At 42.7% G+C, this 18,721-nt stretch carries 20 protein-coding genes and 2 pseudogenes; 14 read left to right on the forward strand and 8 right to left on the reverse strand.

Annotation, left to right across the window (positions count from 1 at the left end):
• Window positions 1-87: 87 nt before the first annotated feature.
• The 3 genes from FCN15_RS07395 to FCN15_RS07405 all read left to right on the forward strand — a co-directional run bounded on the left by FCN15_RS07395 (window position 88) and on the right by FCN15_RS07405 (window position 3,303).
• Window positions 88-612: a DUF6932 family protein gene (locus tag FCN15_RS07395; protein ID WP_138494373.1), complete on the forward strand. Its 525-nt coding sequence runs from the start codon at window positions 88-90 to the stop codon at window positions 610-612.
• A gap of 14 nt (window positions 613-626) precedes the next feature.
• Complete coding sequence (locus tag FCN15_RS07400; protein ID WP_138494374.1) at window positions 627-1,682, forward strand: hypothetical protein; 1,056 nt, start codon at window positions 627-629, stop codon at window positions 1,680-1,682.
• Between the two features lie 229 nt (window positions 1,683-1,911).
• Window positions 1,912-3,303, forward strand: a complete 1,392-nt coding sequence (locus FCN15_RS07405) for a hypothetical protein (protein WP_138494375.1) — start codon at window positions 1,912-1,914, stop codon at window positions 3,301-3,303.
• 332 nt (window positions 3,304-3,635) lie between these two features.
• Here FCN15_RS07405 and FCN15_RS07410 read toward each other — a convergent pair whose 3' ends face one another.
• From FCN15_RS07410 to FCN15_RS07420, 3 genes are read right to left on the reverse strand one after another with little or no spacing between them, the layout of a single operon-like run.
• Window positions 3,636-4,097 carry a hypothetical protein gene (locus FCN15_RS07410; protein WP_138494376.1) on the reverse strand — a complete coding sequence of 154 codons (462 nt, stop codon included), beginning with the start codon at window positions 4,095-4,097 and terminating at the stop codon, window positions 3,636-3,638.
• 14 nt (window positions 4,098-4,111) lie between these two features.
• Entirely contained in the window at window positions 4,112-4,510 is a 399-nt protein-coding gene (locus FCN15_RS07415) for a hypothetical protein (protein ID WP_138494377.1), read from the reverse strand.
• Window positions 4,507-4,863, reverse strand: coding sequence for an MBL fold metallo-hydrolase (locus tag FCN15_RS07420; RefSeq protein ID WP_138494378.1), 357 nt, complete (start codon window positions 4,861-4,863; stop codon window positions 4,507-4,509). Before FCN15_RS07420 ends, FCN15_RS07415 begins: the two co-directional genes overlap by 4 nt.
• A gap of 370 nt (window positions 4,864-5,233) precedes the next feature.
• On the opposite strand from FCN15_RS07420, the gene FCN15_RS07425 reads away from it, so the two are divergent.
• The 7 genes from FCN15_RS07425 to cas7c all read left to right on the forward strand — a co-directional run bounded on the left by FCN15_RS07425 (window position 5,234) and on the right by cas7c (window position 13,538).
• Window positions 5,234-5,740: a hypothetical protein gene (locus tag FCN15_RS07425; RefSeq protein WP_138494379.1), complete on the forward strand. Its 507-nt coding sequence runs from the start codon at window positions 5,234-5,236 to the stop codon at window positions 5,738-5,740.
• 26 nt (window positions 5,741-5,766) lie between these two features.
• Entirely contained in the window at window positions 5,767-6,084 is a 318-nt protein-coding gene (locus FCN15_RS07430; protein ID WP_138494380.1) for a hypothetical protein, read from the forward strand.
• Window positions 6,085-6,905: 821 nt separating this feature from the next.
• Complete coding sequence (locus FCN15_RS07435; RefSeq protein WP_138494381.1) at window positions 6,906-7,424, forward strand: type III toxin-antitoxin system ToxN/AbiQ family toxin; 519 nt, start codon at window positions 6,906-6,908, stop codon at window positions 7,422-7,424.
• Window positions 7,425-7,826: 402 nt separating this feature from the next.
• Window positions 7,827-10,091, forward strand: coding sequence for a CRISPR-associated endonuclease Cas3'' (locus FCN15_RS07440; RefSeq protein ID WP_138494382.1), 2,265 nt, complete (start codon window positions 7,827-7,829; stop codon window positions 10,089-10,091).
• A gap of 23 nt (window positions 10,092-10,114) precedes the next feature.
• Window positions 10,115-10,849, forward strand: coding sequence for a type I-C CRISPR-associated protein Cas5c (cas5c, locus tag FCN15_RS07445; RefSeq protein ID WP_138494383.1), 735 nt, complete (start codon window positions 10,115-10,117; stop codon window positions 10,847-10,849).
• Window positions 10,846-12,630, forward strand: a complete 1,785-nt coding sequence (gene cas8c, locus FCN15_RS07450) for a type I-C CRISPR-associated protein Cas8c/Csd1 (RefSeq protein WP_138494384.1) — start codon at window positions 10,846-10,848, stop codon at window positions 12,628-12,630. The genes cas5c and cas8c overlap by 4 nt, the downstream gene beginning before the upstream one ends.
• Window positions 12,627-13,538, forward strand: a complete 912-nt coding sequence (cas7c, locus tag FCN15_RS07455; protein ID WP_138494385.1) for a type I-C CRISPR-associated protein Cas7/Csd2 — start codon at window positions 12,627-12,629, stop codon at window positions 13,536-13,538. The genes cas8c and cas7c overlap by 4 nt, the downstream gene beginning before the upstream one ends.
• Window positions 13,539-13,816: 278 nt before the next feature.
• Here the strand turns inward: cas7c and FCN15_RS07460 are convergent, their stop codons facing one another.
• Together FCN15_RS07460 and FCN15_RS07465 are read right to left on the reverse strand one after the other, a co-directional pair.
• Window positions 13,817-14,251, reverse strand: coding sequence for a flavodoxin domain-containing protein (locus FCN15_RS07460; RefSeq protein ID WP_138494386.1), 435 nt, complete (start codon window positions 14,249-14,251; stop codon window positions 13,817-13,819).
• A gap of 21 nt (window positions 14,252-14,272) precedes the next feature.
• Window positions 14,273-14,704: a MarR family transcriptional regulator gene (locus FCN15_RS07465; protein WP_238996571.1), complete on the reverse strand. Its 432-nt coding sequence runs from the start codon at window positions 14,702-14,704 to the stop codon at window positions 14,273-14,275.
• A gap of 167 nt (window positions 14,705-14,871) precedes the next feature.
• Between FCN15_RS07465 and FCN15_RS19430 the strand changes: the two are divergent.
• Window positions 14,872-14,993: pseudogene (locus tag FCN15_RS19430) on the forward strand (multidrug MFS transporter); the annotation flags it as partial.
• Between the two features lie 203 nt (window positions 14,994-15,196).
• Here the strand turns inward: FCN15_RS19430 and FCN15_RS19435 are convergent.
• A complete protein-coding gene (locus FCN15_RS19435; RefSeq protein WP_238996552.1) occupies window positions 15,197-15,457 on the reverse strand; it encodes a hypothetical protein in 261 nt (86 codons plus the stop codon).
• A 3-nt stretch (window positions 15,458-15,460) separates the two neighbouring features.
• Window positions 15,461-15,598 (reverse strand): annotated as a pseudogene (locus tag FCN15_RS19650) (hypothetical protein); the annotation flags it as partial.
• 9 nt (window positions 15,599-15,607) lie between these two features.
• Between FCN15_RS19650 and FCN15_RS07480 the strand changes: the two are divergent.
• Window positions 15,608-15,739: an SDR family NAD(P)-dependent oxidoreductase gene (locus tag FCN15_RS07480; protein ID WP_238996554.1), complete on the forward strand. Its 132-nt coding sequence runs from the start codon at window positions 15,608-15,610 to the stop codon at window positions 15,737-15,739.
• Between the two features lie 39 nt (window positions 15,740-15,778).
• Here the strand turns inward: FCN15_RS07480 and FCN15_RS07485 are convergent, their stop codons facing one another.
• Complete coding sequence (locus FCN15_RS07485) at window positions 15,779-16,420, reverse strand: hypothetical protein (protein ID WP_138494388.1); 642 nt, start codon at window positions 16,418-16,420, stop codon at window positions 15,779-15,781.
• A gap of 384 nt (window positions 16,421-16,804) precedes the next feature.
• Here FCN15_RS07485 and FCN15_RS19155 point away from each other — a divergent pair, with 384 nt between their 5' ends.
• Both FCN15_RS19155 and FCN15_RS07490 read left to right on the forward strand, forming a co-directional pair.
• Window positions 16,805-16,981, forward strand: coding sequence for a hypothetical protein (locus tag FCN15_RS19155; protein ID WP_162515309.1), 177 nt, complete (start codon window positions 16,805-16,807; stop codon window positions 16,979-16,981).
• Window positions 16,975-18,663, forward strand: coding sequence for an alpha-amylase family glycosyl hydrolase (locus FCN15_RS07490; protein WP_138494389.1), 1,689 nt, complete (start codon window positions 16,975-16,977; stop codon window positions 18,661-18,663). The genes FCN15_RS19155 and FCN15_RS07490 overlap by 7 nt, the downstream gene beginning before the upstream one ends.
• Window positions 18,664-18,721: the final 58 nt, after the last annotated feature.

The following is an 18,721-nucleotide window of genomic DNA, read 5'->3' on the forward strand; positions in this document are numbered from 1 at the left end:
AAAGGTAGATTTTGGTTTACGGTCTTTTCGCGCTGGTGTAATATGAAACAAGGAAGTAATGAATATTAAGGTAAAGAGGGAAAATCTATGTCTCCAATTCCGGACTTTATAGATAATTATCATTTGCCTGCGGGAGAACATGAATGCACATTTGACGAGATCGAACAAAAGTTTGTAAACAACTCTCAAAGGCAAAAGGTATGGGCAGACTTCAAGAGATTATATGACCGCTTTAGTTCACTTGGATTAACTCCTAAATCCCTCATAGTTGACGGTAGCTTCGTTACTAGGAGGGAGCTACCAGGTGATGTGGATTTTGGCGCTTTAATTCTTCCGAGTGTAGTAAAAAAAGCCCTCGATGACATGAATGATTCACATGACAAAGCAGCAATAAAGATGTTTTCCGATCCAAGCTGTCAGAATTTAATTCGAGATTTATTCGGTGCCCACATGCTTGTGGTGCCTAATGAATTTGGATTACGGCAGATTTCAAAACTATTTAGGACTGGAGGAGACCAATTCGGGAAATTAAGGGACCGAGACCCTAATAGAGATCCTGATTGGGTAACAATTCCTCAAGAAAAGGGCATACTTAGAATGAATTTATATTGAAATGGGTGTTGAACATGAGTAACCCAACCAATCCCCAAATTATCGAAGCAATAAATGACTTAAAAGAGGCAAAAAAATATCTGGAAAGCATTCAGGATGATTTTGGGGATGATCCTGAACTTTTAGCATTCTATCTCCCCTCAGCTCAAGAGATAGTCAGGCAGTACCAAACTCGACTAAAGAATGTTTTGGCGCAAGAAACAGGACTTGAATTAAACCTTGAGCAAATAGTTAAGGAACCGGAAATATGGATTAGGCTTCAGGGGGAAAAGTTCACTCGAGGAGCAGGTCCCATCGATGCAGTGGGCGCTTTTCTTCACAAGTTAAATCTGGCTAGTCACAAAGTAATTAAACTGCTTCAAGGGGAAAGCACTAGATTTGCCCCATCGTTTTTTAATTTAGTTGCTACAGCAGAAGGAAGTTTAAAATTAGGTTTAAGTAGGCCTGACGTTGTTCAAGAAAATAAAAATGACCAGCTTGAGCTTGGTTTAGAGGACCCTGATCCTTGGGAAAAGCTAAAGTTAATAAATGAGCAAAGTGAAAAGGCAATTAAAAGTCTCCAATTACTGATTAAGGCTTTGGACTCTGATAATGAAGAGTCCATGAATGAACTACAAAAGGAATTACAAAATCAAAATGATATTTTAAAGCTTTTACATTACGCAAAGGATTTAACTCCCAGCATAAGATCATCAATTGAACGGATTTCATTTGAAGGTGCTACTGTTCCACAGAAGCAAAAAGCGGTAAGCGTAGACAAGCAGACGAGAAAACTGCTATCCGAACGGGCAAAAGTACTCAAGAAAGATATGTTGTATGTCGAGGGTAGAGCTCTAATTAGACAACAGGATATGGACACACATGTACTTACTGCAAGACCCTTGCTGCTTGAAGATAACAAACAATATAGTGAAGTCAAGTGTGTGTTCTCGCCGCACACCATAGTTCTTGATAATTACTTAGACAAATTTGTTTCTCTGAGTGGTTTTTTGGTTTTTGGCGCAAACAATCAACCTCTCCGTCTAGAGATTGATGAATTGAGCATTGAGGAAGAGCACGAAGAAGAGTAAATGGATAAATTGGTTAGGGCACCTTTCAGGGTGCCCTTTTAATTATGTGATTAACGACTAAAATGTCAATGACAAAGATATGCGGCTTACGAAAAATTCGCCGTTAGACCCGTTACGGTGAACCGTATCACAAGTAACGGCAAGTTTTAAAGGCCAACAAACAGAAAAAGAGGAAATATGTTGTTTCCTGTAGAAAAGTATCATTAATTACTATACAGGGGGCTATAAAATGATAGGATTCAACACAATACTTCCTTTATCTTTAAATACAAGCGAAACAGTTTTTTTAGAACTATGTAGGAAGTGGCAAATGTGCAGTCCCCATAGTACCCTAAAAATAAATAATGCACCTATTGAGGATGGGTTAAAGTATCAAAATGAAGACGACTCGGAATCCCTTGAATTTACACGGGTTGTTGGAAGCAATGGAATTCACTGTGGCGTAAGACATATTAAAAAAGATGAGGATGGTGAATGGCGTACAGATGTAATAGGATACAAGACTAATGAAGAATTCAAAGTTGCTATTGTAACGTCAAGGGCGAGTTTTAATGTAGCAAATTATTGGCGACTGCCTCAAAAGCCTTACATTGTTAAACTGCTATTAGAAGAAACAGGTCCCATGCTGGATGGCGACATTCTTATTGAAGTGAAGCCAAAAGAGGTGAAAGCTGAGGATGTATCAGAGCTCGCTTCTCTAATTAACGGTGAACGTGCATTTTCATTGCCAGTGGTTTATATAAGTAAGCATTTTCTTGGGGATTACCATCTTGTTGATCCAGATCGATTGGCATTAAAATTATCTGGGCTTGCACATGTTTATTTTGAATCAGATACAAGTGTATCAACAAGGCTTCGAGAGATAACAGAAGGTAAGAACCCCTATAACGGAAAGATTGGGGTATTTTGGCCTGGTGGTGATCAAAATTATTACTATCGGGCAGATGCAACCGAGCACATAACTAATATCTTGGATTTTGTGAAAAAAACACTTAATACGAGAAAGACAGTTAATGAGTGTCGATGGTCATTTGTTCAGAACCTAAAATACCAATCTACATATGAACGATTTAAAAAAGGTGAATCAGAACAACAAGAATTTATTGAATATGCATCCGAGGAAAATCAGAGGTTAAAAGAGCAAATTGAAAGCCTTGAAGCAGAAAATCGCTACTTAAATCAGTTAAAAGATATTTTAAGCCCTAGCGATTTTAACACCAAGACTCCTCTATTGTTTAAAGGCAACGAACCAGAGATAGTTCAGAATGAACACCTTGAACTTATCAAGGAGATTATTGAGGATAAGTTGAAAAGCGGGAGTTGTTCAGTAAGGACCCAGAATATTTTAAAATCTATTTTAGAATCCAACGAAATCTCACAATATAAAGACGAGTTTCTGAACAAAATTAAGAGCATGCTCTCATCAGCTGATGGATTAACTAGACAATCAAGAAAGGAACTAATTGCCCTAGGTTTTGAAATTACCGAGGAAGGAAAACACTATAAAATGAAAATTAGAGGTGACGACAGATACTCGCATTCAATTTCAAAAACTCCTAGTGATTCTCGCTCTGCAATGAATAACTTTTCAGAGTTTAAAGAGCGCTTTTTTGGCGTATAGCGGTGATTAATTAAGTGATTAAACGAACGACTATGCCTCCTGTTGCGGAAGCAGGCTAATGCCTGCTTATTTTTTTGAGTAAAACTTGCCGTTACAGACAGCGCGGAGAACCGTATCACAAATGACGGCTAAATTTTTAGGGCGGAAGGGCGTAGAGGCGTTTAACGGGGTTGTAGCGATGAAAGGATGAAAGGGGGGAAGATAGATGAGGCCCGATTAGCTTGGTTTAGAGCTAATCGGGCCCATTTGATGCCTCTGTTTGAAACATTTATTTGCTAATTACAATATTACAACTAGATGTTAAGTTATTATTGTGGGTATGCGTAAAGAATCTACGACTTCATGCCTGCATCATCGATAAATCCATATGGTAGTCCCTTTGATCCGTCACCATCAAATTCTGCAATAACATTTGACTGAGGTAAGAATTCTGGGTAGCCGTTGTTTATGATAATTAGCTGTAATTGTTCAGGGTTATCCTGTTCCATTTGAATGAAGTAACGGATGATAGAATTATAAATCTTTTCATCTTTGAATTGTTCCTCATCTTGATTTGGGTCGGCACCAAGGTTTTTTCGAGGAGTATCGATAATTAGTAGCCCGGGGTGGTTATTATATTCTTTAATTCCGACCAATAAGATACTCAAATAATAAGCCATAGTTATCAACGTTACCGATCCCAAACTTCCTATATCATCATATTTTCTTCCTCTTACATAGGGTAAGTAATCTTTACCTATATATGCATTGGACAATTTAGGAAAGTTAAAGGACTTCAATACATTTTCGTACATACTACTTAAATCATTTAATACTGCTTCCTTATCTTTGTTGCTTCCCTCAACTTTGGCTTGATACTATGTTCGGTAGGCCCATCTTCTTCCATAAGCAAGCTGAACTCTAGGGCATCATCGAAAATTGTATCAGAGGTAAACGAAAAATTATATTTAAGCTTTCTTAATTCCTTCTCCCATTTGTTAGATAGGGCACTCAATTTCTTGGAGTCCGGTGACAGAAGCTTAATTGTAAAATTAGCAAACGGGATACTCGACTGGAAATCAGAGTTAATTGCCTCACCTTGGGAAGATTTATTCCAACAGTAACCACCTGATAAGAGTAGCGCGGCAACTGTTGAACCCTGTTTTGCGCTAATATCTTTTGATTCATTGCTGGAATGATGCTCAGATAACTTGCCTGCTGTAATCATACTTCTGAGAATTTCAGCTTCAGCGATTCCAATAGTTCCATTCTGGGGAATTGGAGGTGTCTATAACTGTTGTGCCAAACTTGATCGATAGGAATTATTGATGGATTCAAACTATTTGTATTATCTGTTAGTAATTCTATTGCTCCTTCTATATGGTCACGATCAATATGTGTTACGACAAATAAATCAATCCTACCTTGATTCAACGCTAATGTCTTAAGACGTGGTTTTAAATAATCATGGTAGGTGTCATAATCACCTGCATCTATTAAAATGTTGTTATTTTTAGTAGATATGAGAATGCAATCTCCTTCCGCTGCTGGGAGCACCTCAATTTTTACCGGGTTCGACATATTTCATCTCCATTTAGCACAACATTGTGTGCAATCAACTGTACATCTCAATTCTAACAAATTACCCTGTTGCATGTTGTCGAATTATGTAAGGTAAATCCATTTGGCCTTCTGCCCTTACTGGGCGCGGAAAGTCGCTCCGGAGGGGGAGGGCGGTGGATAAGATAAGCCATCCTGGGGAAAGATCGTTATGCAAGCTTGTGCAGGTTGTACTCCATACGCATGAATTCGACTCCAACCCCAGTCTGCGTTACTTCCTCCAAAGAAATAAAATTAAACCATAGTTATTATTACTACCAATATTGATAGTAATAATAACTATGGTGTATACTGATATTATCATTCGGTTCGGTAAGGAGGATAAGATTTTTTGATAGATGGGACAAAGTACCCTGAGCTGCGGGAAAAACCGTGGCGAGGAGCGAGGCTGAGAAAATTAGTTAAGTTTATAAAAAAAATGAGGAAGAGGCTAGACAAATCTAACGAAACAAGTTTAGCTCTGTTAGGTAACATCCCAATTAAAAACATGACTTACCACGGTTCGCAAGTTGCATTAATTAAGGTGATGACTTATATTTACGATTTATTTGGACTTGAGGAATATCGTGGAAGGAAATCAGAGCTCAAACAAAAGCAATTCGCAGGTGTACGGGTAGCTATGTTAGTTGAGTTTTTAGATTATCAACTAAAATGTACGGCGGAAGAAGTCCAACTGGTTGAACATCTTGAAGTAGATCGAAATATTAAAAATCAATTTACAAATAGTCTTAAGGCACAAGAGATTATATTTAACGCCATCCGTGATGCAATTATTAATGGTAATTTTTATGAAGAAGATGATGAGGATGAGGAAGTGTTTCAACGCTGGTGGAAATAAAAAATATCGCAGGGAGGGTATTATCTATGAAAATTAAGATCAACACTAAGAAGCAAAAGAAACAAAAGCTTTCTCCTGATAGTACATACCACATCAATAAGAACGGAGTTAAGGTAAGTGGGTCAGGACACGTTCTTCATTTAATCTATACCGAATACGGAGGAAAAAAAGAATATGATCGTGCACGGGATGAGGCTGCGGCAAAACGTGGTGCGGAGGAAGCTCTGAAGGAAGTTATGCCGCTTTTGAAAAGATATGATGAGATTCTCAAGGCTCACGAAAATGAGCAGGCTAGAAAAAAGCGTGAGTATATTCGAATCGTCCCGAAAAACAAATCAGTTTAATCAAAAGAGGAAACGTGCGTAGTACTCTCTTAATACATGCGCATTCAATTCGTAAATTTGAAATGAAATAGAGCAGTGGGGTATCCTCTTGCTCTTTTTCGTATTCGATTCGAATTCTTGTCATACATTTGCGTAAGACCCCTTATAAGGTGTCATCGTGTATACCGGCCATTCTACAGCGTATTTAGTCCGAATGTGCTGGAGCGGATCGGAGTTACCTATGAAAATAAAGATATTAAGCTGAAATGAACGGCGAAGTGCCTCGACTATTACTCCCTTTCGGATGAAGGCAAGCGAGAATTTAGCCGTTATAGTGTATAAGGAGAACCGTATCACAAATAGTGGTAAAGCGAAAAGTTGAGCTAAAGGTAGAAGCTACAATGTTGACGGGAGAACATAAATAAGGGCAGCAAGTTGATTAGCAAAGCGTGTAGAAAAAAATTTAGCGATAGATGTATCAATGCATGGTATTCTGAATATAATATCAAATACAGATTTAATGTTAACCTTCTCTAAAAAAGCTTATTCAGATTTGGGTAATTGTGGTTCTGAGTTTCGTAGTGTTTTTCACATCTAAGATGCATATATTACTACTGATGATGGAGACTCGCTGTCTTAGATACAATTTTTATTGAAGTCTGCTGGGTTTAATGTTAAACTGGATATAGTTAGTCATGGTGTTTCGCCACCAAGGTAAGGGCGAGTTGTAAAGTTGGTGTTTCGCCACCAAATTAAGGGCGAGTTGTAAAGTTGGTGCTCACCACCAAAGAGCGTGAGAAAGAGCGCACCTAGCGCTCTTTTTTTTATGGGGAGAGAGCAGGATGAGTGAAATTGGGGAGATCGAGAAGTTAAAGTTTTATTGTATTAATGATGATTATATTAATTTCCTACATAGTCATGACAATGGTGTCCAGCTTAACGTAAAAGGCAAACTACGACCATACATTGGTATATTGATGGAGTTGGAGGGACATAAATATTATGCTCCCTTATCCTCATACAAACCAAAATTCAAGAAAAAGAACAAAGGTTTTTTCAAAGTTTATGATAATCCTGAAGAGGATCCTGTTGCAGTGATTAAATTTAACTGTATGATACCTATACTTGAAAGTGAATTAGCATACGTTAATTTTGAAAATTATAGCCATGACAAGAAGTATAGAGCATTACTAGAGGCAGAGTACCAGTATATTAAAAGTAACCGTTCGGCTATTGTAGCTAGTGCATTGATTTTATACGAGTCTGCAAATAAAGGAAGAGGCTATTTTTATGAAAATTCATGTAAATTCCGCACATTAGAGAGTAAGTATAAGCAATTCCCAAAGACAAAGATTATTTAGAAAGTAATTTATTTCAGCCCCTGAATGGGGCTGTTTTGTGTTTAGAAACTGCGGAAAACATTTCATTACAGACAGCGCGGCGAACCGTACCATAAGTAATGCGAAATTTATTTATCTAGCTAAATGGTATAAATAGTGATCACTTCCGCCCGAGTTATTCTGTATAATAGTAGTAAATAAGGATAATTTGCCTGTCGCGCCGACAGGCACTCCAGTGTCGAATGTTTATCTATATCCTTCTTCGCTGCGGTCAATACTCTATTGGCGTCAAAGTTGTCGATAATGCAAATATTTGTACTACTCTTTGGATATCTCAAGCATCCCTCTAATCAAATAAATGTTAATAAATTCATATCGATGAAACTACTCTTTTTATTTTGACTAAAGGAGTCGAGGAGTCAATTGAGACACCAATACATAGCCCATGTGCGGAAAAATAAAGATGGCTGTTGGGCAGAGCCACATACCTTGGACGATCATTCTGAAAGTACGGCAAAAAGAGCCGAAGAGTTCGCCTCCAAATTTAATTCCTCTTTATGGGCTAGGGCTCAAGGTTGGGGGCATGATGCAGGTAAAGGTAGGATGGAATGGCTCACTTATCTAAATTTGAAAAGCGGTTATGATCAGGAGGCGCATCTCGAAGGAAAACCAGGGAAAATTCCTCATGCCATTCATGGAGCGGAACTCGTTGAGCGAATATATGGCAAGGGTATCGGTCGCATGCTTGCCTACTGCATTGCCGGTCATCATACCGGATTACCGGATTGGTCTAGCGCTGAAGGTGCGGGACAAGCTTCGTTACAGTTTAAAAAAACACAATTTAAACATCAGGAACTTGAGCAGATCGATCCCTCGTTAATTGCAGAACTGCAGAAATTTAAGAACCAGCTGAGACCGCCTTGGAAGTTTAAGAGCGGACTAGACATATCCCTCTGGATTCGAATGTTGTTTTCCTGTTTGATAGATGCCGATTATCTGGACACGGAATTCTATATGAATCAAGCAAAGGCAGAGCTCAGAGGACAATATCTTCCCATTGAGGAACTGAGGAATCGACTCCGGAGGCACAACGAAGCTTTGGCTAACGAGGCGGAGCCTATCCCGGTGAATGCCATTCGCAGAGAAATTCTTCAAAAATGCATTCAAGCAGCACATGGGGCACAAGGAATCTATTCTCTGACAGTGCCGACCGGCGGAGGCAAAACGTTGAGTGGATTAGCCTTCGCTCTGGAGCACGCTAGCAAGTACGAGCTTCATCGAGTCATTTACGTCAGTTCCTACATGAGTATTCTCGAACAGAACGCTGACGTTTTTCGTAAAGCTATAGGTGATGATCAGATTGTTGAACATCATTCCAACGTAGTAGAAGGTGATCTGGATGTAAAGAGCAGATTAGCAATAGAAAACTGGGATGCACCGCTAATCATGACGACCTCGGTACAATTTTTTGAATCTTTGTTTGCCGCCAAACCCGGCCGTTGCCGGAAATTACATAATATTGCAAATTCCATCATTGTTCTAGACGAGGTACAACTGCTGCCGCCGGCATTTCTAGCCCCTATACTGGAAACGATTCAGTTGCTGGTTGATCGTTACAACGTGACTATTGTCCTTTCGACCGCAACTCAGCCAGCCTTGAAAGAGAGAACAATAAATGGACAGCTATTCAAAGGACTAAAGGAAGTACATGAGATCGTCGGGACAGACGAACAAGTGCACTCGCTCTATGACTCACTAATTCGCACGGAAATACAGTTTCCAAGCGACTCACACGCCGCTGAGAACTGGGACGAAATCGCCGAACAGTTGAACCAATTTAATCAAGTGTTGTGTATTGTATCTGATCGAAGAAGTTGTCGAGAACTACACAGTCAACTGCCCGCAGGCACCTATCATTTGTCATCGTTAATGTGCGGGCAACATCGCAGCGATAAGATTAGGGATATTAAAGATATACTTGAGCAGAACCTCAACCGGGAGTCCCAAAACCTTTTGCCTGTGAGAGTAATTAGTACGCAGTTGGTGGAAGCGGGGGTGGATTTGGATTTTCCGGTTGTTTATCGAGCATTTGCGGGATTGGATTCCATCATGCAGGCAGCTGGCAGGTGCAACCGCAATGGCAGGCTGTTGCCTAGGCTAGGCAAGGTAGTCGTATTTCATCCGCCAAGACCAGCTCCTATGGGGATATTACGAAAAGCGGCGGAAACGACAAAGAGCATGTTATCCAGAACAACCTTCAATATGGTTACAAGCCCGGCTATTTTTGAAACCTATTTTAATGAATTGTATTGGAAAGTGCATTCGTTAGACGAGAAGGAGATTATTCGGCTACTTGATCCTCAGCGTAATGATCCGAAGGAGTGCAGTATTTTTTTTAGGACGGCGTCAGAAAGGTTTAAACTAATAGATAACGATAACCAAAGAACGATACTGGTCCCCTATCGAGACGGAAAGTTACTGCTCGACAATTTGAGATCACATGGACCTGACCGCCATCGCATGCGGATGCTTCAACGATACACGGTGACGGTATATGAACAAGAATTTAATGTATTGCAGAAACGAGGGGCAGTTGAGGAAATTTGGCCTAATGTTTTCGCTCTGACATCTGTTGATCATTATTCTGAAGAAGTAGGATTATTGATTGAGCCATTAACTTCTATGTAATAGCCAAAATAGGAGGGTTTTATTTGAAAAGTTGGTGTTTGGAGGTATGGGGGGAGTACGCTTGTTTTACTCGCCCGGAGATGAAGGCGGAACGAGTAAGTTATGATATTATGACTCCTTCAGCCGCTAGAGCAATTTTTGAAGCAATTCTGTGGAAACCGGCAATTCGCTGGCATATTACCAAAATTGAAGTGCTGCATCCAATCAAGTGGATTACCGTACGAAGGAATGAATTGGATAAAAAAGCTGCTGTCCCTACAGCCCGACAAATGGCAGGTTTGCCTGGGCCGCCTATGGGCATGGTGGTAAGTGAGAGGATTCAACGTGCGGGACTGTTTTTAAGGAACACTCGTTACCGTATCCATGGCTATTTTGAATTTATCCCGCCGGAAGAGCGATCAAACAACCGACCTCATGAGTCGGAATATTGGGCAGATGAGCAGGAACGTGCCGATATAGTCAGATTAGATGAGAATGAAGCCAAGTATGCAGCAATGTTCGAAAGACGAGCGCGGAAGGGGCAATGCTTTCACCGGCCGTACCTGGGTTGCAGAGAGTTTGCTTGCGATTTTAGACTAATTAAAAATCCAGATCAAGAATCAATTCAGCCTATTCAAGAAACGAGAGATTTAGGTTTTATGCTATACGATTTAAATTTTGAACAGAATAATATAGACCCTTCACCGCTATTTTTCCGAGCCTACATGAGGAATGGTATCGTGAATACCGATCGCCGCGAGATAGAGGTGAGAGGATGATTTTGCTTGCTTTGAAGGAGTATTATGATCGCAAAGCGACACTTGGGGAAATCGCTGCAGATGGCTGGATTGGAGGTGGGATTGATTTTCTGCTGGAGTTGGATCAGAATGGCCGGCTGTGTAACATTGCCGACTTGAGAGAAGATATAGGGAAGAAGAAGCAGCCGCGATTATTCCAACTCCCGAACATCGGAAATCAGGCGTTGAAACATTCAAACAGCGGTACGGATGCTAACTTACTGTGGGATAACGCAAAATTTGTTCTAGGACTAGGCTCAAAAGGCGACTTGCATCTGCAGAGTATGATCGATGCCATCGACCAATGGCTAGGTCTGACAAACGATGTTGGTGTTGCGGCAGTACGAGCTTTTTTACAGCACGGATTAATAGATCGCAGTCATTTTAAACTGGCGTTGGAGCACCCCGAGTACGCAGAGCCGTTAGGAATAGGAAGCGTCAGAGTCAGTTTTCGTGTCATGGACACGCCTTATTCAATTGTTTTTGAGTCTCCTGTAGTTGCTGCTGCCCTAGAGAATAAGGAAGAGAGGACGGAACCATCAGCCCTAGCGACCTGTTTGATTACCGGAGAACGAGATGTCGAGGTAGCTGCTACACATCCCGTAATTAAAGGTGTAAAAGGGGCGCAATCATCCGGAGCTAGCATTGTGAGCTTCAATGCAGAGGTGTTCACCTCGTATGGTAAAAAGCAAAGTCTGAACGCACCTGTCAGTAAGAAAGTTGCTTCACAATATACGAAGGCATTGAACTTGCTTCTTGAGTCCAAACAGCGGCTAACCGTCGGGGATATGTCGATCGTATGCTGGGCAGAGAAGGAATGTGACCTTGAATCGGAATTCTCAGCCTTCTTCGAGGAGTCTCCGAAGGATAATCCCGACGCGGGAACGGAGCAGATCAAAGCGTTGCTTCAAGCTGTCCATTCAGGAGCCTATGCAGAAAATAACGGTAGTACTCGTCTTTATATTCTTGGTCTATCTCCGAATATGGCGCGAATCTCCATTCGTTTATGGCAGGTTGCAACTGTTTCCGAATTTGCCAGTCGAATCAGGGAGTACTTCGATGATTTCGCAATTATTAAGCCTGCTGGGGAGCCGAATTACTACTCAATATGGAGAATTTTGGTCAACATTGCCGTACAAGATAAGAGTGAAAATATTCCTCCAAATGTAGCAGGGGAGTTTATGCGCTCCATATTGGAGGGTACGCCGTATCCGCAAACATTACTGCAGGCTGCGCTTCGACGTATTCGAAGCGATACAGAATATCGTGTGAAACCTGTGAGGGCGGCAGTAATTAAAGCCTATCTAAATCGTTATTTGCGATTTTATCCCAATCAAAGTTATAAGGAGGTAGGACAGGCTTTGGACGATCATCAAACGTCGATTGGCTATCATCTGGGCAGCTTGTTTGCTGTGTTGGAAAAAATTCAAGAAGAGGCAAACCCGGGCCTTAACACTACGATTCGAGAGCGATTTTATGGGGCAGCCTCTACGACGCCAGTTACGGTATTCCCCAATCTTATGCGGTTGAAAAATCATCATTTAACAAAGCTGGACAGAAAAGGCCGTGTAATCAATTTTGAAAAATTGCTGGCTGAAATCGTGGGCAAATTCAATAAGTTCCCGGCCCACCTCAATTTGCTGGAACAAGGCCTGTTTGCCATTGGCTACTACCACCAGCGACAGGATTTATTCACGAGCAGGAAATCAGAAGAATTGCCTAGTTCTGAGATCAAAACCATAACAAAGGAGGAAGAGGCATGAGCGAGATTTTGACCAAAAGATATGATTTTATAGTTTTCTTTGATGTACAAGATGGGAATCCAAACGGAGATCCCGATGCTGGTAATTTACCGCGGGTCGATCCCGAGACGGGACATGGTTTGGTAACCGATGTAAGTTTGAAAAGAAAAGTCCGCAATTATGTTAGCTTAAAAATGGAGGAGAAGCCCCCCTATTCTATTTTTGTTAGAGAGAAATCAATTCTGAACCAAACCATTGAACAAGCCTATATCTCGTTGGATATCGATCTGAACGAAAAGCCAACTAATCCCGGAGACGGCAAGAAGCGCAATAAGGCAGGACAAGGACAAGGCAAGGAAATTGATCGCGCTAGGCAATTTATGTGCCAAAATTTCTATGATATTCGTACGTTTGGCGCCGTGTTGTCTACCGGTCCGAATGCTGGTCAAGTACGCGGGCCGGTACAGCTTACATTTGCAAGATCAATTGATCCCATCATTTCGTTAGAACACAGTATTACTAGAATGGCTGTAGCGACGGAAGCGGAGGCTGAGAAACAAAGTGGCGATAACCGTACGATGGGAAGGAAGTTCACAATTCCTTACGGATTATATCGTGCATACGGATTTGTATCTGCACCGCTAGCATGTCAAACTGGATTTACTGAAACGGATTTGGAATTGCTATGGGATTCGTTAGCCAATATGTTTGAACACGACCGTTCGGCGGCACGCGGTTTGATGGGTACACGGAAGCTTATTATATTCGAACATTCGTCCAAGATGGGGGATAGCTCTGTTCAGCCTCTATTTGATGCAGTTACCGCCGAATTAAAAGATCGAAGTAAGCCAGCTCGCGAGTATGGAGACTACGCCATATCGCTCAATTATGAAATGATCCCCTCTAGTGTTAAAGTGATTGAAAGATAAGTTATTAAGTGAACAACTCGTAGCTAAAGTAAAGATACAAACAGAGAAGGCACCCAAGTAGGTTCTGGGTGCCTTCAGATTTCAACCTAGTGGAAGAAACTCGACGCCCGTAGAGTCCTTCCAGACGACGGATCTTCTTTGTGTCCCCAAGAATCCCAATCGAGGGAGGGACGCAATGACTTTGAGTAGCTCTGACGCGGTATATTATACTTTCGCTAGTCTGTAGAACGTGTGAACAGTAACAAGGTCCCCATCGTGCAGTGCGTGGGGTGCCCCTGTTACTTCACGAAGTTCTCAGCGAAAGCCTTAATCCGATCGACAAAAATTCCTTGCAACTGATCGGTGCCTTCCTTTGGTGCCTTGTATGCTTTATAGCCCCCGAATGATTCGATGCAGAGCGCCGATTCTCTTAGGGCGGCTGGAATATTCTTCTCGATAATTTCTTCCGTCTCCTTCGGTTTCTCGTTGCAAATAAAGTATCCCACGGTTTTCTTTAGGAGCTCGTCATGATTCTTTTTGATGAAGTCCCGAATCGGCTTGTATACTTTCCCGTCTCTTACTCCCGCCCCTAGAATGATACGGTCGAATTCTCCGATGGCAGGCTTGTCCGTCTCCAAGTTGCATGTCATGCAATTCGGCAGTTGCTCCGATAATACGTTTACGCATTGCGCCGTTGCTCCGGTTTTTGTTGCGAATAGAACGAGTACAGCCATTTTTTCTTCACCCTTATCTCATTATGATTTGTTGCGCGCACTCGAATGAAGATGATGGATCTGATCCTCCAGGACCGCGCTTGCCTGGCCAAGGAACTTTGTTATGAGTGCTAGCTCTTCATCCGAGTAGAATGAGGCTAGCTTTAGCATCTCCGCATGAAGCTGAAGATATATTCTGCTTACGTCCTCATTATTCTCGTATAGCGGGACGATAATCACTTTGCGGCGGTCTTGCGGATCAGGCTGTCTTTGAACAAAACCGGTTTTTTCTAACCGATCGATTAACGCAGTAACGCTTCCTGTCGTGAGCCCGGTTAGCTTCGAGAGCTCGCCTGCCGTGATAGGGCCTTTCTCGTGCAAGATATCGATGGATAGGAAATCATTATTGTATAACCCGAGAGCGGTTGCGACACTTTGCTGATAGAGCACCGTTCGATTTCCTAAGCTGCGCATGCGCAGCGTGAGATTCTCTTGCTGCCCCGTAGGCTGTATTTGCCGATCACTTGACAACTGCAGACCTCCTCTTAGCCTATAATTTATCTTGATTATCAAGATACTTTGTTATCAATATACTTGATAATCCGTTGTAAATCAAATTTCTTATCGAAAGGGAGGCAAAGATGGCCAAGGGAAATAAGATGGGGACCATACTTGGAGGATGCTGTCAGCCATTCTAATGGCATCGATGGATAATACCATCGTCACAATGGCAATCGGCACGATCGCCGGGGATTTGGGTGGATATTTTTAAAGTGTAGATTACTATCCCAGATGATGAAATATACATATACGCCTCAAATGGTAAGTGTTCAATTTCGCCCTTTAGAGTGTTACGCTGAACCCTACCATAAACAACAGCAAGTTTTGAAATGGGATGTTGACATTTCGTAAACCAGTTGGCTTTAGAATGACAACATCCGTTTTAACCCGGGTGTAAATTTAATGTCACTTGCTGTCTTGCTTCAGAAGACGCAGTAATCTCTCTTCGGTGCCTGATCCTGATACCGGGACGTAGAAGCACCAGTGCAGGCCTGGGGCGTTATCGACTACAGGAGCCGAATGGACCACGAACTCCATCTCTTGTGAGTCCGGAAGAAGAAATAAAGCGGTTGTGCTCCGCCTTTGCTTGATTTCATGGAGCCCCCAGATATGGGCAACCCCCTCCCAATTCACCAATCTTTGGCGGTAATCCGAATTAAAAAACATAATGTTTAACATATATCGTTCGCTTTTCGGCAGACTGCCGAAATCGGCTATAATCAGTTCAGCTGCCCGATTCCATGCGATTACATCCGTACCTGCGTCTGTGACGGCCGTTTCGAGGAAATAGACCCGGAGTACGAGCAGGAAGAGATTATGCTGAACACGGCTGCGCTAGTCGACCTTGCGCATCGTTTTCTGCCCGATATGCTGAGTCGTGGGGATGGAATCATCGTTAACGTGGCTTCGATGGCTGCGTTTATGCCTTGTGCTTATTCGGCTGTTTAAGGGGCTGCCAAAGCATTTGTATTATCCTTCTCTGAAGCGTTATGCCCTGCTGCTCCATAAATCTGCTGCTATCCAAATGCAACCAAAGGCAACCAATAACCCATGAGCTATTCTCAGCGGCTGACCAACAAAAAATTGTGGAATATACAGACATAACCCGAGTGCGAATGGAATCCCGCTCCATTTCGGATATTTGCCAGACTTCCAAATTGCGATAGCCCATAAAATAGCAGAAACTCCGAGAAACAGGAGTCCTGCAAGGAACATAATAAGGGCTGCCCCACCACGGACGGTACTTGCCAGACTAACGAGTTCGGCTGACTGCTGTCTGATGGCTTCCTGCCCTATCGCATGCAGACCGAATGCTTCTCCGCCGTAATAAGGCAGCGCTAGACCGGTCCCTAATGTACAAAACAAGAACGCCCGATAGGTAAGTGAGTTTACTGCTGTTCCATGTAATGAGTTGTGAAGTCCAAGTAATCCCAGAGGAAGCAGCGTGAAAGCCACCATGGCTAACATATGGGCCGCTAACCATTCGCTGGAGGCGAAGGCTATGGCACCTTCCAGGGATGTTTCATCGGAAAAGGGACGTAATGCTGGATAAATCACAAACAAAATTCCTGCAATCACAAGGGATGCAGCACTTAGACCAATACGAAGTACCTTTACAGGCTGGGACATAAGCTTTCTCCTCCTTGGTTTGAGCAGCGGGTTACTTAACGATCCTTGTCAAATTTGAAAACTATGGGTTTCATCCTTTATTATATTTCTGAAAATGTTGAGTTAAGTATTTCTATGTAAAGGTTGCATTAAGTTTCTCTGCCGGAGAGGTCTAATCTGAGGGAGGAATACGTTGTGGCATTCCATGTGAAAAACTATGCAGTTGTCCAAAGGAACAAGGCTAATTCTTTTACGGCGCTTCGAACCGCATCGTAAATAATCCCTAAATTCACCCATGTCAGGACGGTATTGACAGAAAAACATTTTTCAAATAATGTAAATGTAAATTTAAAGGCAATGCAACCGAAAGGTTCAACCTCGCTGCAGTTGGGGTTGGGCCTTTTTTTGATGAGGAAAGCGGGGGAGATGGGAATGGGGATGGGGATGGCGATGGCGATGGCGATGAAGGAACAGCTGCTTGGAAGGCTCGATGAAATCGGAGGTTCACTGGAGATAGATCGGTTGGGGTGGAGACGGAGCGGCCATAAAAGCGGCTATATAAAGGAGGTCTTGCCATGCTGACCATATTTCCAGCGAAGGGGGTTAATGGCGTACGGTTCGTTTATTATCCCGGCACTCCTGTTGACAGCGTTGCCCTGGCAGGGACCTTCAATAATTGGAACGGCGATCGAAACTACATGAAGCGGATGGAGGATGGGGCAGGCTGGGAGCTTGAGTTACCTGTTCATAAGGGGAGGCATCTCTACAAGTTTGTGGTGAATGGGGAACAGTGGATCGTAGACCCGTTGAATCCGAGCATTTCAGAAGATGCGCAGAATAACTCTGCCATTACGGTAACGGAGCATGGCGATGTGCTGATCCGGACACATGAAATTTCACAAGACAACCCGGGATATATGTACGAGAACTTTACAGCCTTTCCCAGTCCGGAATGGATTCAGAAAGCGGTCATTTATGAGCTGCATGTTCGTGCGTTCACGGACAACGGCTTCCGGGGGCTTGCTGACAGGATAGACTATTTCAAGGACATGGGAGTCAATACCCTTTGGCTGATGCCCTTTCATGAAGTGGGACATGAGCGCAGGGTTGGCAAATATGGGGACCCCTATGCGGTAAAAGATTTTTACTCGATTGATCCGGAATTCGGGACCAAGGATGATGTATTGTTATTTATACGCAAAGCCCATGAGAATGGGATCAGGGTCATTTTGGACTGGGTCTTGAACCGCACCGGCGCGGATCATGTTTGGACGGAGAGCCATCCGGAATATTTTACGCATAATGAACAAGGTCAGATCTACTATGATGTGCCTAACCGCGAATATTTCGCTGGTCTGGAATTTAGCAGCCGCGGCATGAGGCAATGTGTCATCGAGGCGATGAAATACTGGGTTACCGAGTTTGATTTTGACGGTATTCGCTTGGATGATTCGGACATTACCCCTTATGATTTCCTCGTTGAGATTAAGCAGGCTCTGCAGGAGGTTAAAGCCGATCTCATCCTGATCTCCCAGTCCTACGACGAATATCATCATCTTGAAGCCTGTGATTTGACCTACAACGGGAATCCTCGAATTCTTATTCGTCAGATGATCGACGGGACGATTGCACAGACTGATTTTATAACGATTTATAACTCTTACAAGTACAGCTTTCCTAAAAAGGCTCTGAGAATGAATTGGCTGGAGGAGAAAGAACAGTCCAGAATCTGTGAGTATGCAGGTGTGGAGTATGCGGGACCTGCTGCTTCCATTTTACTAACGCTTGAGGGCGTTCCTTTCATTATGATGGGGCAGGAATTTAATGAGCATACGATGCAAACATGGACGTCGTTATTTGATGCATATAAGCTCAACTGGGATTCGTTTGATGCGGGGATGTTCGAACATTATAAATTTCTGATTCACCTTCGCACGAGTGAGCCTGCTTTTTGGGCGGGTGAATTAGAGTTCGTACCTAACTCGGCAAACAAGGTGCTATCCTACATAAGGCAGCACGAAGGCGTCCACTTTCTGATTGTCGTTAATTTGTCCGGGGAGACCGAGGCCGTTCAGTTTGAGAAGGATACCCTGGCAGAAGAGATTGTCAAAGATAAGGGAAATATGCTCTACCGCACGGGAAAGAACGATCTTCGCCCGGAGAAAGAGGGTTCAGCATTAGGGGTGAATAGCTATGAAACGATCATCTATAAAATAGAGATGCAGGGAAGCTCTGGAGCTCCGAAGAGCTTGCCGCAGAGCTAGGGCAGGCTCGGTGCTGGCGGAGCAGATTTCTCTTGCGGAGAAGATAAATCGGGGGGGG

It is taken from the genome of Paenibacillus pinistramenti, assembly GCF_005869875.1.
GTDB classification, from domain to species: domain Bacteria; phylum Bacillota; class Bacilli; order Paenibacillales; family Paenibacillaceae; genus Fontibacillus; species Fontibacillus pinistramenti.